This is a genomic window from Luteimonas sp. A277 (assembly GCF_054052045.1).
This window is the reverse complement of sequence record NZ_JBSVRG010000011.1, coordinates 12,188-25,407: the sequence shown is the minus strand read 5'-3', so window position 1 is coordinate 25,407 and position 13,220 is coordinate 12,188. Positions and strand designations below refer to the sequence as shown.

Here is a 13,220-nt window from a genome sequence, read left to right as displayed (position 1 = left end):
GTACAGGATTACTGATCTTCTTCGGGTTCGACCGGCTGCGGGGCGGCAGGCGCAGGTGCCGCGGGCTGCGCCGGCTGCACAAACAGTCCAGCCAGCTGGCCTGCGTCGTTGAAGCTCAGGATGGCGTTGGCTGCGGCACGCTCGTACTGCAGCGGCACTACCACCACGTCGTGGCCGTCCTGACGCTGTTCCTGCGGCGTGCCGCGCTGCTGCAGGGCGCCGAGCTGCTGGGGAAGCGAGGCCCACAGCTGGCCCAGGGTGGCGGCGTCCAGGCCAGCCGCCATCTCATCGGTGAACGTGGCGGTGACCTCTTCAATCTGGCCAGCATCCAAGTGGTCAAGCACCTGCAGCGCCCGTTCCGACGGGCTCTGTGCCCAGGCGCTGGAAAAGGCAAAGGCTGCAAGCAGGGCGAGGGCGAAACGGATCGTGCGATGTGTCATGTCAAAACTCCTTCTTGAGGTAGGCAAATACCGGATAGCCGGCTCCCTGGGATGCGACGGATATCAGCTTGATCGTCTGGTAGCTCCATTTTCTGCTCAATTGCCCTCCCCTTTCAGCTGTGGTTTGGCTGGCAGGCGCCCGGCCTTGCGCAGTGCATCACGCAGTACGTACTCGATCTGCGCATTCAGGCTGCGCAGCTCGTCATCGGACCAGCGTTGCACCGCGGCCAGGATCTCGGCATTGATGCGCAGCGGATAGCTCTTCTTCCGGGACATCACCTGCCATCCCGGCGGCGCCTTCGCAGGATGTCCCAGAGCACGAACAGGCCCAGCCCGTTCACCGCCAGGGCAACTCCCACGGCAACCGCCAGCTGTCTTGAGCGGTCATCCCCGGCCCAGGCCAGGCCCAAGGCGCCGGCCAGGATCGCCATGCCCACCAGCCGCATCAGCGTGGCCAGCCGCGGCCGGTCACTGGCAAAGGCGCGGGCCGCCAGGAAGGCCGGCACGCTGCTGGCAGCGACGATCAGCGGAATCACCAGTGCATGTTCCATGGTCAGTACAGCGCTCCGCTGGATGGTTGGAATAGATTGATATCAAAGTGATATCAATTCGTCAATTATTCCGCTTTGGGCTGGCCCAGCGTGGCTGCGGGCCGCTACCCTCCGGGAGCGGGCCGCGCGCAGCGTGCAGCCGCCATCCACAAGGGGACGCATGAAAGGCAACGACGGATACGCAGTGTTCTTTTTTCCGCAGGCGTTGGAAACGCTGGGCGAAGCGATCAAGCCCTACCTGCGGGAAGGCCCGTTGGGCGTGCACGTGGCCTGCGACGAGATCGACACCGGCGGTGCCTGGATCGAAATGACCCTGCACGGACATACGCCCGAAGGCCGCGATGTCAGGCTGGAAATGATGGTGCCGGGCAGCATGGTGAAGATGATCGTCTCCACCGACAGCGATTCCAGCTTCGGCTTCGGGCCTCGGGGGGTGGAGGGCCAGGCCTGAGCCTGGGGCCGCTACGGAATCCGCAGGTCCACCCACACCAGCCGGTGATCGCTGCCTTCCACGATTGCGGCGGAGGGGTCATCCGGTGGCGGCCAGTACACCTGCCCGCCCAGATAGTCGAAGCCGGTGGAGGGCAGTGCATAGTCGGCCCGCAGGTTGCCATTGCGCGGACCGAAATCCGCGGTGTCGTGGGCGTGGGCGCCGCGGTGTTCCAGGTTGGCGCCGTCCGCCGTCAGCGCCGAATGCACCGCACCCTCGCTGCGCGGGGTGCGATGGCGCAGCACGCGCGGATGTTCCAGCAGACCCAGGATTGCCCCGGCCACGCCGGCGCCGTCGGCCGGATCGTTGTTGAGGTCGCCGAGGATCACGAAACGCGCGTCCGCTGCCAGCCCGCCGCAGCGGCCGGCGTCATCGCACAGCCACGGCAGCTCGCCGCCGGAGAGATACTCCTCCCACAGCCGGATTTCGTCGGCGTTGCGCGCCTGGTTGCGCTTCTCCGGACCGTCGAACACCGGCGGCGTGGGGTGCGAGGCCAGTACGTGGACCACGCCGCGCGGGGTGCGCACCGGCACGTCCCAATGTGACTTGGAAGACAGGCGCAGCCGGGTCCAGACTTCTTCCGGGTGCCAGGGCGCACCAGTCTCCGGATCCAGTGGCCGGCGGGCGTCCGGCATCTCACTCCACTTCAACAGCTGGAAGGTACGCACCGCATCGGCATCGATCGGGTGGTGTGAGAGCAGCAGCATGCCGTACTGGCCCGGGTGCAGGCCGTAGCCCCAGGCGTCGTTGCCGCGCGCGCGGCCTTCGCCGCCCACGGTGCCGTCGCCGTCCAGGTCCAGTCCGCTGGGCACGCCGGTGTTGACCGGAGCCAGGTAGCGGTAGGGGTAGCGCAGCGGCTGCCCGCCGCCGGGCTGCGCACGCTCAAGGTACGCGCGCTGGAACAGGTCAGCCGCACTGCCATCGGCGACGTAATCGAACTCGTTGAGCAGCACGATATCCGGTCGCACCCGCTGCAGCACCGCCGCCACCCGGCTGGCGCCCTCGTCGGCTTCCTCCAGGCGCTGCATCAGGCCGCCGGCCTCATCCGAGTACAGGGACACGTTGTAGCTGGCAATGCGGAGCGTATCGGTCATGGCGGAACGCGAAAGGGCCGGGTCGCCGTACACATTGACGCGCACGCAGGCGGCCAATGCGAGAACGGCGGACAGCAGGATCAGGGAGCGCAGCGGACGGAGCTTCATCGGTTGGCAGGGCCTTCAGTCAAACGGACGCCAGCCGCGGCCGTCGAACGACTCCAGCGGGCGGAACCTGCGTTTGTAGTCCATCTTGCCGTGGCCGTCGATCCAGTAGCCCAGATACAGGTGCGTGCGGCCCTCGCGCTGGCCCCATTGGATCTGGTGCAGGATCGCCAGCGTACCGAGGCCGCGCGCAGTTTCGTCCGGTTCAAAAAACGTGTAAACAGCCGACAGGGCGTCCTCAACCATGTCAGTGGCGGCCACCGCCAGCAGGCGCCCGCCGCTGCGTAGCTCCAGGAACCGGCCGCTGGTCCAGCTGCCCACCAGGAACTGGTCGAATTCGGCTGCGCCGTGCGCATCCATGCCGCCTTTGGGATGACGCGCCTGCAGGTAGCGCTGGTACAGGGCCAGCTGTTCTTCGGTGCGCTCGGTCGGGAGCACCCGCATCTGCACGTCGGCATTGCTGGACAGGCAGCGTCGCTGGCTGCGGTTGGGTTGGAACTGCTCGACCGGGATCCGCACCGCAACGCAGGCGCGACAGCCTTGGCAGTGGGGCCGGTACACGATGTCGCCGGAGCGGCGGAACCCCCATTGCAGTGCCCGGGCATAGAAGCCAGGCAGCCGCGGATCGTGCGGATCCAGCACCAGGTCGCGCGCCGTGCGCTCGGGCCAGTAGCCGCAGGGATGCTGGCCGGTGTGGAACAGGCGCAGGGATTCGGAGTCACCCATGCGGCCAGCATACTGCTCCCGGTCGCGTTTGCTGCGACTGTCCGCCTGCTGAACGCATTCCGGCGAGGGTCAACCATGGCGGGGACAGCTGCGTTGACCGGTACACAGGTGGCATGGCGCCGCCGTACCAGGAGTTCACCAATGAAGACCACATCCCTGTTCGCAGCCACCGTCATCGCCCTTGGCGCACTGTCCTCACAGGCCTTCGCGGCAGATCCGGCCCAAGTTGCAGATCGCGCCGCCAACGCCTCAGAACGTGCAGACGCATCGGAAACGCAGGCGCGTCGTGGCGGCAAGCATCACCGCGGCCATCGCTTCGGCCATGCGGGCCCAGGAATGGCAATGGGTGGGGGCATCGCGCGCCTGGATACCGATGGTGACGGCCGCATCAGCCGTGCAGAACTGGAGCAGGCCGCCCAGGCACGGACCGAGCGCGCGGAAAAGCGCGCGGAACGCACCGGCCGGACGGGGAAGGGCGAGCGGGGGCAGCGCGGTCATCGCGGCATGGGCGGCATGGGCGGCGGCTCGCTGTTGGAGCAGTTCGATGCCATCGATGCCAACAGTGACGGCTACATCGTTCGCACCGAGCTGCGTGCCTGGCAGCAGGCCCAGCGCCCGCAGCGCGAAGCCGAGCGCGAGCGTCGTTTCCAGGAGCGCTTCACCGCCGCCGACCTCAATGGCGACGGCGTGCTGAGCCGGGTGGAAGTCGAGGAAAAGATGCCGCGCCTGCTGGCCAGCTTCGCCTGGATGGACGACAACCGCGACGGCTTCCTGAGCCAGGATGAACTGCGACCGCAGCGCACGCTTAGAACGAGCGGCCGATAACCAGTGCGGCCAGGATCGCGATTGCCACCAGCAGCAGGCGCCGATAGCGCATGATCTTCCGCTGCCGCGGCGTCTGCTGCGGCTTTTCCGGGGTGATCGGAGGCAGGTCCGCCGATGACAGGTAGCTGTCGGTGATCGGGCGGGTGGTGGGCCCGGGCATGCCGATGTCGCGCATCAGCTGGCGCGCCCGGGCTTGGTCTTCCGAGCGCACCACCCACAGTGCGGGCTGCTGCCGGGCGGGTGGGGTGTCGCGGTAGTTGAAAACCCGCCGGCGCCCGCTCCTGTAGGAGCGGCCGTTGGTGATCTGCACCTCGATCCCGTCCTCGCGCATGATCTGCGCCAGGCGCTCCACGTTCTCCACCCGCATGCTGCTGAAAATCTGTCTCATTGTTTCACTTCACCGGCCGCAACCGCGGCCATGCGGATCAGGCCTTCCTGGGCAGTGCTTGCCACCAGATGGCCCTGGATATCGTAGATCATGCCGCGGGCAAGGCCGCGTGAGCCGCTGGCGCTCGGGCTGTCGATCGAATACAGCAGCCACTCGTCGGCGCGGAACGGGCGGTGGAACCACAGCGCGTGATCCAGCGAAGCCATCTGCACGTGGGGCTGGTAGTAGCTGATCCCGTGCGGGAAGGTCGCCGTGCCCAGCAGGTGGAAATCGGACGCGTAGGCCAGCAGTGCACGATGCAGCTCGGGCGCATCGCCCACCTTTTCGGCAAGGCGGAACCAGACCTGCTGGTAGGGCGGGCGCTTGGGCGGATCCAGGTCGTCGCGCGGGTACACGTGGCGGAATTCAAACGGCCCGGCCCGGTCCAGCCATCGCTGCACCTTGGTCGGCAGCTTCTCCAGTGCCTGCGCCGACAGCGGCGGCAACGGTGTGATGTCCTCGGGCCGGGGAACCTCCGGCATCGACAGCTGGTGTTCGGCGCCCTGTTCGGCCTCCTGAAACGAGGCCGCGCAGAAAAAGATCACCTTGCCGTGCTGCACGGCGGTCACCCGGCGCACCGAGAACGATCCGCCATCGCGGGTGCGGTCCACCTCGTACACGATCGGATGGTCCACATCGCCGGCGCGCAGGAAGTAGGCGTGCAGCGAATGCGCCGGCCGCGGATGGGTCATGGTGGCCTGGGCCGCCGACAGCGCCTGGCCCAGCACCTGGCCGCCGAACACGTAGCGGGTGCCGATATCGCGGCTCTGGCCGCGGAACAGGTCCTGTTCCAGGCGTTCCAGCGAGAGCAGATCAATCAGTTCGGAAGCGGGGGAGGGCATGCGCGCTGCGGGCCGTTTCAAGGGGCCGCAATTGTACCTGCCGGCCTTGGGCTGGCGCAGGCAGGATCCTGCCTGCTATGTGGGCAGCCGCTCCAGCGGAATCCGCGCCAGCACCTCGTCCCAGGGAAACAGCGGGCCTGGATCCACCTTGCGGGCCACCGTCAGCGCCGGGTCGTCGCTGGCCTGCATGCGATCGGTATCCAGAACCTCGTGGCCGGCGATCCAGCGCAGCTGTGGCAGCGTGGCCCGCAGGTACCGCAGCAGGTGGAGCAACGCTTCGATCTGCGGACCGGTATAGGGCTCGGTCATGGCCTGGTGTCCGCTGTCGTACCAGTGCGGGTAGCGGCCGATGTTGACCAGCTCGATCCCCACCGAGCGCGGGTTCCAGCCGCGCACGTGGTGGGCGATGCGTTCGGCAGGCACGTATTCGGTGATCGCCCCGGCGCGGTCCACATACCAGTGCCCCGCCGCGCCGGTGCCGGCCTCCGGATACAGGATGCGCTCGCCGTACTCGCGCGCCATGGCCATGTCCGGCAGCTCGGTGCAGTGGATCACCACCAGGTCGATGTCATTGACCGTGCGGTGGCCCAGGCGCTCGACATAGGGCAGGTGCTGGCGGGTGATGGAGGGTGCGGTATCGGTCATGTGCCGATGCTAGGCGATTTATCGCCGCACAACCGCAGGCGCGACGTCCTGGCGGCCGGCAAATGCTCTAGCATTCCTCCATGGATAAGTTTGCGTGTTGCAACGATGACAGCGGAGCGCGGGCATGAGCGCACGCGGCCACGTCATCCTTTCCCACGGCTTCGAGAGCGGCCCGGGCGCCACCAAGGTGACCGCGCTGACCGAGGTGTGTGAACGTCTGGGATGGACCCACGAGCGACCCGACTACACCGATCTGGACGCCCGTCAGGAGATCAGCGACCTGGGCGATGTGCCCAGCAGGCTGCAGCGCCTGCTCAAGTGCGCCCAGGGTGCGGCCGCGCGCGGCCCCCTGGTACTGGCCGGCTCCAGTCTGGGCGCGTGGATCTCCGGCCGGGTGTCGCTGCAGGTCCCGGTGGCGGGCTTGTTCCTGATGGCGCCTCCGGCGCGCCTGAGCCCCGCGCCGGCGCTGGATGCGGCTGAAGTGCCGATCTCGATCGTGCACGGCTGGGACGATGAGCTGATTGACGCGGCCCACGTGATCGACTGGGCCCGCCCGCGCCGCGCCCGCCTGCTGCTGGTGGATGACAATCACCGGCTGGAACGCCACGTGCAGGCCTCCGCCGACGCGTTCGCTGAGCTGCTTTCCTCGCTGTAATCGGGCAACTTCGCGGCTTCCGCGGACCGCCTCACTGCCACCCCCGGCGCCACTTGCGTGGCCCGGCGCCCTGTACCCTGTCGCCATGAATTTCTTTGTCTCCTGCGCCAAAGGCCTGGAATACCTGCTTGCCGATGAGCTGCTGGCGCTGGGCTGTGAAAAAGCCACCGCCACCGTGGCCGGCGTCAACGCCACCGGCAGCCTGGCTGTCGCCCAGCGCGCCGTGCTGTGGGCGCGCACCGCCAGCCGGGTGCTGTGGCCGCTGGCCGACTGGGACTGCCCGGATGAGCACGCCCTCTACGACGGCGCACGCGCGCTGGATTGGCACGATCACCTGGCCCCCGGCATGACGCTCGCCGTGGATGCCCATGTGTCCGGTACCGCCATCACCCACGCCCGCTACGCCGCCCAGCGCACCAAGGACGCGGTGGTTGATGCCATGCGTGAGCGCGACGGTACCCGCCCCGATGTGGATCTGGAGCGGCCCGATCTGCGCCTGAACCTGGTGGTGCGCAAGGGCAGGGCGCTGCTGTCGGTGGACCTGGGTGGCGGACCGCTGCACCGCCGCGGCTGGCGCAAGGCGCAGGGCGAAGCACCGCTGAAGGAAAACCTGGCAGCGGCCGTACTGCTGCGCGGCGATTGGCCACGGGTATACGCCGATGGCGGCGGGCTGCTGGATCCGATGTGCGGCAGCGGCACCCTGCTGATCGAAGGCGCGCTGATGGCGGCCGATGTAGCCCCGGGCCTGCTGCGGCTGCGTACGCTGGCTGGTCACGCGGGTACGCAGGCCGGCACGCAGATTGACCAGGCCATCCTGCCCACCCGGTGGCCCGGATTCGACCGCGAAACCTGGAACGACCTGTGGCAGGAGGCCATGGTGCGTGAGCAGACCGGCCGTGCCGCATTGCGTCCGGCCTTTTACGGCAGCGATATCGACCGGCGGGCCATCGATGCGGCCATCACCAACGCCGCGGCGGCCGGGTTGGCCGATTCGATCAACTTCCGGGTCGCCCCGATCGAGCGCCTGGCCGATACATTCCCAGCGCTTGGTGCCGGTGTCGACGCGCAGGCCATAACGGGCCTGGCAGTGTGCAACCCACCTTATGACGCCCGCCTGGCGGCCGACCCGGCGCTGTACCGCGCATTGGGCGACGCCCTGGCCGCAGCGGCTCCCGGCTGGCGCGCCAGCCTGCTGTGTGGCGATGAAGAGCTGGCTTTCGCCACCCGCCTGCGGGCCCGCAAGCGCTACCGGCTGTGGAACGGTTCGCTCGAGTGCAGCCTCATCGTCTGTGACGACGTTGCCCCGGCCAGGCGCGAAACATCCGCCCCCCGGCCGCTGGGCGAGGGCGCGCAGATGGTGGCCAACCGGCTGCGCAAGAACCTGCGCGGGCTCAAAACCTGGCGCGCGCGCGAAGGTGTCGGTTGCTTCCGCATCTACGATGCCGACCTGCCGGAATACGCCGCCGCCATCGATGTCTATACCGAGGCCGACGCCCCGGATCGGCATTGGCTGCACGTGCAGGAATACGCCCCGCCGGCCACCATCCCGGAGCAGACCGCCCGCCGCCGCCTCGGTGACCTGCTGGCTGCCGCCCGCGAGGTGTTTGAACTTCCGCAGGAACGCATTGCGGTCAAGACCCGCACCCGCGGCAAAGGCGGCAGCAAATACGGGCGCATGGACGCGCGTGGCGACTACATCGTGGTGAACGAAGGCCCGGCGCGGCTGCGGGTGAACCTGTTCGATTATCTGGATACCGGCTTGTTCCTCGATCATCGCCCGCTGCGCGCCCGCATCGGTGCAGAAGCGCAAGGCAAGCGCTTCCTCAACCTGTTCTGCTACACCGGCGTGGCCACCGTGCAGGCCGCCATGGGCGGCGCGGCACAAACCACCAGCGTGGATCTGTCCGCCACCTACCTGCAGTGGCTGGTCGACAACCTGGGCGAAAACGGCATCGGCGGCAGCGACCACCGCATGGTGCAGGCCGATGCCCTGGCCTGGCTTGAGGCCGAGCGCGGCCAGTACGAGCTGATCTTCTGCGACCCGCCCACCTTCTCCAACTCCGCCCGCGCCAGCGATTTCGATATCCAGCGCGAACATGTGCGCCTGCTGCAGGCCGCGGTCGCCAGGCTGACGCCGGGGGGCGTGCTGTACTTCAGCAACAACTTCCGCCGCTTCCGCCTGGATGAGGAGGCGGTGGGGGAGTTTGCCCAGTGCGAGGAAATCACCCCCACCACCATTCCCACCGACTTCTCCCGCAACCAGCGCATCCATCGCGCATGGCGCCTGCAGCCGCCGTCGGTGTGGAAGACGACCATCGGCAGTCGTGCGTAACCCACTGTTCCATCTGCACTGACTGCCCAAGCGGCGGCGCGCCCCCATTATTCCTGTTCCCGCACAGGAGCCCGCCATGAACAACACCGACCGCTACGCCCGCATCGCCAGCAAGCTGCGCGGCATCCCCGCGTCTGACGGCGCCGGGGTCAAGCTGACCCGGGTAATCGGCAGCCCCCAGCTGCAGGATCTGGATCCCTTCCTGCTGCTGGATGAATTCGGCACCGATCGCGCGGAGGACTACATCGCCGGCTTCCCCGAGCATCCGCACCGGGGCTTTGAAACCGTCACCTACATGCTTGATGGCCGCATGCGCCACCGCGACAACCATGGCAACGAAGGCCTGCTGGTACCCGGGGCCGTGCAGTGGATGACCGCCGGCCGCGGGCTGGTGCATTCGGAAATGCCCGAGCAGGAGGAAGGCCGCATGCGCGGCTTCCAGCTGTGGGTGAACCTGCCGGCCAAGGACAAAATGACCGCGCCGCGCTATCAGGAATTCGGCCCCGAGCGCATTCCCACGACCGCTCCCGCGGCGGGCGTGGAAGTGAAGGTGATTGCCGGCAGCGTGGGCGATACGATCGGCCCGATCGCGCAGCCCGCGACCGATCCGCTGTATCTCGACATTGCCCTCGCGCCGGGCAGCAACTGGGAATATGCGCTGCCCGAAGGGCATAACGCGTTCGCCTACGTGTTCGAGGGGAGCCTTGAAATCGGCGCCGGCGAAGAAGCGCGCGCGCTGGACACACAGGAGATCGGTATCCTCGGCGGAGGCGGCCTCCTGCGCCTGCAGGCAGGCGACGCCGGTGCGCGCCTGATCCTGGTGGCCGGCCGGCCGCTGCGTGAGCCCGTCGCCCGCCACGGGCCCTTCGTCATGAATACCCGCGAGGAGCTGATGCAGGCATTCGTGGACTTCCAGGAAGGCCGCTTCTGAAAGCAGGAAGGCCGGCTTGCGCCGGCCTTCGTTGAGTTTGGATGGCAGGAGCGGGTGCGCCTCAGTTGCTGCTCACCCGGTTATCGCTGAAATCCAGACGCTCTACCATCTGCATGTTCTCCAGCAGAGCCTCTTCGGAAAACGTGCGGGTCCAGATGTGGGCTACCTGGTCCCGGCTCAGCTCCACCAGCGTTTCCCGGACCAGGATGTCGGGCTGGGTGCCCACTTCCGCCCGATACCAGCGGATATCCTGTCCGGCCACCACGCCGCGCTCCTCCCGATACGCACGGCGGGGCTGGAACGGCGAGTCGCCGGATAGTGATAGGCCGAATGCTTCGGTGCCGTCCGCGCCCACCGCGCTGCAGATCAGGAATGCATCGTTCCCACGCTGTTCCCAGCTCAGGCCTGAATTGGCCGGCAGCTGCGGGCAAGTCGCCCCCGTCTGCGCGTTGGCTCCCGTCGCAGTGCCCCATACCAAAGCAAAAACGACAAGCGGCAGCAGTCGTCTGGTCATGGAATTCATTCTGGTTTTCCCCTTTTGGATGCGCTGTTCGCACAGCGTGGCGCTGCACAAACGCTCCTCCCATCCGGACCATACCTTCCATTGGCGCCTGGATTTGTGATGCGCGTCACCGTTTTGGCGCGCTTTGTGCACTTGGCGGCTCAGAACCGGTCGCGCTCCAGCGTTGCCTTGCCGCCTGATGCAATGCGCACGCGGAACAGATCCCCGTACTCCTCCTCGCTCATCGCCTCCACCGGGCAGGCGCACAGCGCCGTGACGATGTCGGGCACGGTATTGCTGTGCCCCACCAGCAGGACCGCATCGCCAGCGTGGCGGATATGCAGCAGCGTGGCCAGTTCGGTGGCCGGCAGCTCAGGATCGTAGTCGCGCACTTCCAGCGACTTTTCAGCTGCCACGGGCGCTGCCGTAGCGCGGGTGCGCCGGGTGGGGGTGGAATAGATCGCTTTCAGCGGCACATCAGCCAGCGCCTCCGCCAGCGCCCGGGCGCGGGCCTGGCCGTCGGCATCAAGCACGGGGTTCTCCGGGTCGTCAGTTGCCTTTTCTGCGTGGCGGACCACGATGAACGTGGTTTCCAGCTCCAACTCCGGCTCGGGCGACTGTGCAATGCCATCAGCCGGGGCAGGGGCGGGCTGCAGCAGCGCGCAACCGGCCAGTCCAACAAGCAGCAGTGGCAACAACAGCAGGCGCATCGGGAACTCCGTTCTGGGTCTGCCAGCATGATGCCCGCCGCGGCGCGCCGGGAAAAGCCCCGGTGCACGGCGGGCCACCGCTCTGCCTGCATCCCGAGGCCGATTGCGGCATGCTGGCAACATGTCGAATTCCCCTTCTGTCGCGCCCGATCCGGACACCACCCCCGGCAGCGTTGTCCGCCCTGTACACCGCTGGCGCGGCGATGCCGGGCGCCTGCTTGACGACCACATTGCCGAAGAGGTGCCGGTCGCGTTCGTCTACAACGACCAGCCGTTCGCAGTGATGATGGCCACCCCCGCGGACCTGGAGGATTTTGCCGCCGGTTTTGCACTCAGCGAAGGCATCATCGAGTCGCGGGGGGATCTGCTCATCGAAAGTGTCGAACACCTGATCGAAGGCATCCAGATCCGCATGCGCATTCCCGCCAGCCGCGCCAAGGCGCTGGAGAACCGGCGGCGCAGCATGAGCGGGCGCAGCGGCTGTGGCGTCTGCGGCAGCGAACTGCTGGAGGCGGCCCTGCGTTACCCGTCGCCGGTCGTCGCAGACGTGCGCGTGACCGTGCCGGCACTGCAGCGGGCCCTGCGCGAGCTGCGCTCCGGCCAGGACATCAACGCCCGCACCGGCGCCACCCACGCCGCAGGCTGGGCCGCCCTGGATGGCAGCCTGCAGCTGCTGCGGGAAGACGTGGGCCGGCACAACGCCCTGGACAAGCTCATCGGGGCAATGAGTGCGGCAGGCGCTGACCCGGCAGCCGGGTTCGTGGTGGTCACCAGCCGTGCCAGCTACGAGATGGCCATGAAAGCCGCCAGCGCCGGCGTAGCCCTGATGGCCGCCGTGTCCGCGCCCACCGCCCTGGCGATTTCACTCGCGGAACGCGCCAATCTGACCCTGATCGGTTTTGCCCGCGATGATGGCCATGCGGTATACAGCCACGGTCATCGCCTGCTGGCGGGGGATGGCTGACACCCGGGTTGTCGCACCCCGTCCGGTATTGCGGTGGGCCGCCCTCAGCCCTTGCCGGGCAGTTCGACCACAGGGTTGAAGCCCCCGAAGATCATCCGCTTGCCGTCGAACGGCATGGGATTTTTCTCCGGGTTCATGCGCGGGTCGCTTCCATCCATCATCTTCGCGAACGCGACGTCGCGCGTGGCTTTGTCCGGCCATTCGATCCACGAGAACACTACCGTCTCGTCGTCCTTTGCCTGGACCGCCTTGCGGAAATCGGTCTGCTTGCCGTCGGGCACGTCATCGGCCCAGCATTCCAGGACGCGCGTGGCGCCCAATTCGACGAAGAACGAATCGCCGAGGTTGGCGTGATCGGTGAACTTCTGCTTGTTCGCCGTGGGCACGGCGAGCACGAAACCGTCGATGTAGGCCATTGCATCGTTCCTGTGGGGGAGGGCCGCCTGCGAGGGCAGTCAGTGCACTGCGCCGAGAGTCTCCAGCTCCTCTGCGCGCTGGGTCGTCTCATCAAGCACGCACTGGTTTGATGCGAGCGTTGCAAAGGTGCCGCCTTCCGGATCAGCGTAGAACCCGCAGTTCGCATCCCGATACTGGATCCACAGACGCTGGGCTGCGGTAAGTTCTTGTTTGCGCTCGGAACTCAGCTGCGCTTGAAGCGTCCTGTAAGCGCTGTTGAGCCTCGCATCCTGGGTCTGCAGCTCCGCGGCGATACAGTCGAGCATATTGCTCGTTACGCTATTGGACTGCTCCATGCATGCGGAATAGCTTGCAGAGTCGGTTGCATCGGCGGTACACGACATTGAGAGCGATATGAGACACGCCAACGCGATTGAGTGCTTGCTCATTCACATTCTCCTGCTACCTGACGACCGGGTTAGGCGAAACCGCGTGCAAGCAGAACCAAGTAGTTGAGCTGGGCGTTCAAGCCGCTGTGCCTACGAGTGCCTGGTGACGCGCAGTGGCTTCACATTGAACGCGTTT

General features: G+C 67.2%; 18 protein-coding genes. 6 read left to right on the top strand and 12 right to left on the bottom strand.

Going from position 1 to position 13,220, the window contains the following annotated elements:
* Nucleotides 1-8 precede the first annotated feature (8 nt).
* From ACW7G2_RS11705 to ACW7G2_RS11695, 3 genes are all read right to left on the bottom strand, one after another.
* Complete coding sequence (locus ACW7G2_RS11705) at nucleotides 9-440, bottom strand: DUF3887 domain-containing protein (RefSeq protein ID WP_456975961.1); 432 nt, start codon at nucleotides 438-440, stop codon at nucleotides 9-11.
* A 96-nt stretch (nucleotides 441-536) separates the two neighbouring features.
* Entirely contained in the window at nucleotides 537-716 is a 180-nt protein-coding gene (locus tag ACW7G2_RS11700; protein WP_456975959.1) for an Arc family DNA binding domain-containing protein, read from the bottom strand.
* On the bottom strand, nucleotides 716-991 hold the full coding sequence (locus ACW7G2_RS11695) for a hypothetical protein (RefSeq protein ID WP_456975957.1): 276 nt from the start codon (nucleotides 989-991) through the stop codon (nucleotides 716-718). The genes ACW7G2_RS11700 and ACW7G2_RS11695 overlap by 1 nt, the downstream gene beginning before the upstream one ends.
* A 160-nt stretch (nucleotides 992-1,151) precedes the next feature.
* On the opposite strand from ACW7G2_RS11695, the gene ACW7G2_RS11690 reads away from it, so the two are divergent.
* Nucleotides 1,152-1,442 (top strand): hypothetical protein, encoded by a 291-nt coding sequence (locus tag ACW7G2_RS11690; protein WP_456975955.1) that lies wholly within the window; start codon nucleotides 1,152-1,154, stop codon nucleotides 1,440-1,442.
* A gap of 11 nt (nucleotides 1,443-1,453) precedes the next feature.
* Here the strand turns inward: ACW7G2_RS11690 and ACW7G2_RS11685 are convergent, their stop codons facing one another.
* Nucleotides 1,454-2,683 carry an endonuclease/exonuclease/phosphatase family protein gene (locus ACW7G2_RS11685; protein WP_456975953.1) on the bottom strand — a complete coding sequence of 410 codons (1,230 nt, stop codon included), beginning with the start codon at nucleotides 2,681-2,683 and terminating at the stop codon, nucleotides 1,454-1,456.
* Nucleotides 2,684-2,698: 15 nt separating this feature from the next.
* Complete coding sequence (locus ACW7G2_RS11680; RefSeq protein WP_456975951.1) at nucleotides 2,699-3,406, bottom strand: arginyltransferase; 708 nt, start codon at nucleotides 3,404-3,406, stop codon at nucleotides 2,699-2,701.
* A gap of 141 nt (nucleotides 3,407-3,547) precedes the next feature.
* On the opposite strand from ACW7G2_RS11680, the gene ACW7G2_RS11675 reads away from it, so the two are divergent.
* A complete protein-coding gene (locus ACW7G2_RS11675) occupies nucleotides 3,548-4,231 on the top strand; it encodes an EF-hand domain-containing protein (protein ID WP_456975949.1) in 684 nt (227 codons plus the stop codon).
* Here ACW7G2_RS11675 and ACW7G2_RS11670 read toward each other — a convergent pair.
* The 3 genes from ACW7G2_RS11670 to ACW7G2_RS11660 all read right to left on the bottom strand — a co-directional run bounded on the left by ACW7G2_RS11670 (nucleotide 4,212) and on the right by ACW7G2_RS11660 (nucleotide 6,145).
* On the bottom strand, nucleotides 4,212-4,619 hold the full coding sequence (locus tag ACW7G2_RS11670; protein WP_456975947.1) for a pathogenicity-like protein: 408 nt from the start codon (nucleotides 4,617-4,619) through the stop codon (nucleotides 4,212-4,214). The genes ACW7G2_RS11675 and ACW7G2_RS11670 overlap by 20 nt on opposite strands.
* A complete protein-coding gene (gene tesB / locus ACW7G2_RS11665) occupies nucleotides 4,616-5,500 on the bottom strand; it encodes an acyl-CoA thioesterase II (protein ID WP_456975945.1) in 885 nt (294 codons plus the stop codon). Before tesB ends, ACW7G2_RS11670 begins: the two co-directional genes overlap by 4 nt.
* A gap of 75 nt (nucleotides 5,501-5,575) precedes the next feature.
* The gene (locus ACW7G2_RS11660) at nucleotides 5,576-6,145 is read right to left on the bottom strand and encodes an N-acetylmuramoyl-L-alanine amidase (RefSeq protein WP_456975943.1); all 570 of its coding nucleotides are present in this window, start codon (nucleotides 6,143-6,145) and stop codon (nucleotides 5,576-5,578) included.
* Nucleotides 6,146-6,269: 124 nt separating this feature from the next.
* Here ACW7G2_RS11660 and ACW7G2_RS11655 point away from each other — a divergent pair, with 124 nt between their 5' ends.
* The 3 genes from ACW7G2_RS11655 to ACW7G2_RS11645 all read left to right on the top strand — a co-directional run bounded on the left by ACW7G2_RS11655 (nucleotide 6,270) and on the right by ACW7G2_RS11645 (nucleotide 10,063).
* Complete coding sequence (locus ACW7G2_RS11655; RefSeq protein ID WP_456975941.1) at nucleotides 6,270-6,800, top strand: hypothetical protein; 531 nt, start codon at nucleotides 6,270-6,272, stop codon at nucleotides 6,798-6,800.
* Nucleotides 6,801-6,885: 85 nt separating this feature from the next.
* Nucleotides 6,886-9,132, top strand: a complete 2,247-nt coding sequence (gene rlmKL / locus ACW7G2_RS11650; protein WP_456975939.1) for a bifunctional 23S rRNA (guanine(2069)-N(7))-methyltransferase RlmK/23S rRNA (guanine(2445)-N(2))-methyltransferase RlmL — start codon at nucleotides 6,886-6,888, stop codon at nucleotides 9,130-9,132.
* A gap of 76 nt (nucleotides 9,133-9,208) precedes the next feature.
* Complete coding sequence (locus ACW7G2_RS11645; RefSeq protein ID WP_456975937.1) at nucleotides 9,209-10,063, top strand: pirin family protein; 855 nt, start codon at nucleotides 9,209-9,211, stop codon at nucleotides 10,061-10,063.
* A 61-nt stretch (nucleotides 10,064-10,124) separates the two neighbouring features.
* Here the strand turns inward: ACW7G2_RS11645 and ACW7G2_RS11640 are convergent, their stop codons facing one another.
* Together ACW7G2_RS11640 and ACW7G2_RS11635 are read right to left on the bottom strand one after the other, a co-directional pair.
* Nucleotides 10,125-10,577 carry a hypothetical protein gene (locus ACW7G2_RS11640; protein WP_456975935.1) on the bottom strand — a complete coding sequence of 151 codons (453 nt, stop codon included), beginning with the start codon at nucleotides 10,575-10,577 and terminating at the stop codon, nucleotides 10,125-10,127.
* 149 nt (nucleotides 10,578-10,726) lie between these two features.
* Nucleotides 10,727-11,275, bottom strand: coding sequence for a histidine phosphatase family protein (locus ACW7G2_RS11635; RefSeq protein ID WP_456975933.1), 549 nt, complete (start codon nucleotides 11,273-11,275; stop codon nucleotides 10,727-10,729).
* Between the two features lie 121 nt (nucleotides 11,276-11,396).
* Between ACW7G2_RS11635 and fdhD the strand changes: the two genes are divergently transcribed.
* A complete protein-coding gene (fdhD, locus tag ACW7G2_RS11630) occupies nucleotides 11,397-12,239 on the top strand; it encodes a formate dehydrogenase accessory sulfurtransferase FdhD (RefSeq protein ID WP_456975931.1) in 843 nt (280 codons plus the stop codon).
* A gap of 44 nt (nucleotides 12,240-12,283) precedes the next feature.
* On the opposite strand, the gene ACW7G2_RS11625 is transcribed toward fdhD, so the two are convergent.
* Both ACW7G2_RS11625 and ACW7G2_RS11620 read right to left on the bottom strand, forming a co-directional pair.
* Nucleotides 12,284-12,655, bottom strand: coding sequence for a DUF1428 domain-containing protein (locus ACW7G2_RS11625; protein ID WP_456975929.1), 372 nt, complete (start codon nucleotides 12,653-12,655; stop codon nucleotides 12,284-12,286).
* 39 nt (nucleotides 12,656-12,694) lie between these two features.
* Complete coding sequence (locus ACW7G2_RS11620) at nucleotides 12,695-13,084, bottom strand: lysozyme inhibitor LprI family protein (RefSeq protein ID WP_456975927.1); 390 nt, start codon at nucleotides 13,082-13,084, stop codon at nucleotides 12,695-12,697.
* Nucleotides 13,085-13,220: the final 136 nt, after the last annotated feature.

Bases quoted from the DNA above. Each gene is read 5' to 3' on its own strand.
- ACW7G2_RS11705 (WP_456975961.1), bottom strand. From the start codon at position 440: ATGACACATCGCACGATCCGTTTCGCCCTCGCCCTGCTTGCAGCCTTT.
- ACW7G2_RS11700 (WP_456975959.1), bottom strand. From the start codon at position 716: ATGTCCCGGAAGAAGAGCTATCCGCTGCGCATCAATGCCGAGATCCTG.
- ACW7G2_RS11695 (WP_456975957.1), bottom strand. From the start codon at position 991: ATGGAACATGCACTGGTGATTCCGCTGATCGTCGCTGCCAGCAGCGTG.
- ACW7G2_RS11690 (WP_456975955.1), top strand. From the start codon at position 1,152: ATGAAAGGCAACGACGGATACGCAGTGTTCTTTTTTCCGCAGGCGTTG.
- ACW7G2_RS11685 (WP_456975953.1), bottom strand. From the start codon at position 2,683: ATGAAGCTCCGTCCGCTGCGCTCCCTGATCCTGCTGTCCGCCGTTCTC.
- ACW7G2_RS11680 (WP_456975951.1), bottom strand. From the start codon at position 3,406: ATGGGTGACTCCGAATCCCTGCGCCTGTTCCACACCGGCCAGCATCCC.
- ACW7G2_RS11675 (WP_456975949.1), top strand. From the start codon at position 3,548: ATGAAGACCACATCCCTGTTCGCAGCCACCGTCATCGCCCTTGGCGCA.
- ACW7G2_RS11670 (WP_456975947.1), bottom strand. From the start codon at position 4,619: ATGAGACAGATTTTCAGCAGCATGCGGGTGGAGAACGTGGAGCGCCTG.
- tesB (WP_456975945.1), bottom strand. From the start codon at position 5,500: ATGCCCTCCCCCGCTTCCGAACTGATTGATCTGCTCTCGCTGGAACGC.
- ACW7G2_RS11660 (WP_456975943.1), bottom strand. From the start codon at position 6,145: ATGACCGATACCGCACCCTCCATCACCCGCCAGCACCTGCCCTATGTC.
- ACW7G2_RS11655 (WP_456975941.1), top strand. From the start codon at position 6,270: ATGAGCGCACGCGGCCACGTCATCCTTTCCCACGGCTTCGAGAGCGGC.
- rlmKL (WP_456975939.1), top strand. From the start codon at position 6,886: ATGAATTTCTTTGTCTCCTGCGCCAAAGGCCTGGAATACCTGCTTGCC.
- ACW7G2_RS11645 (WP_456975937.1), top strand. From the start codon at position 9,209: ATGAACAACACCGACCGCTACGCCCGCATCGCCAGCAAGCTGCGCGGC.
- ACW7G2_RS11640 (WP_456975935.1), bottom strand. From the start codon at position 10,577: ATGACCAGACGACTGCTGCCGCTTGTCGTTTTTGCTTTGGTATGGGGC.
- ACW7G2_RS11635 (WP_456975933.1), bottom strand. From the start codon at position 11,275: ATGCGCCTGCTGTTGTTGCCACTGCTGCTTGTTGGACTGGCCGGTTGC.
- fdhD (WP_456975931.1), top strand. From the start codon at position 11,397: ATGTCGAATTCCCCTTCTGTCGCGCCCGATCCGGACACCACCCCCGGC.
- ACW7G2_RS11625 (WP_456975929.1), bottom strand. From the start codon at position 12,655: ATGGCCTACATCGACGGTTTCGTGCTCGCCGTGCCCACGGCGAACAAG.
- ACW7G2_RS11620 (WP_456975927.1), bottom strand. From the start codon at position 13,084: ATGAGCAAGCACTCAATCGCGTTGGCGTGTCTCATATCGCTCTCAATG.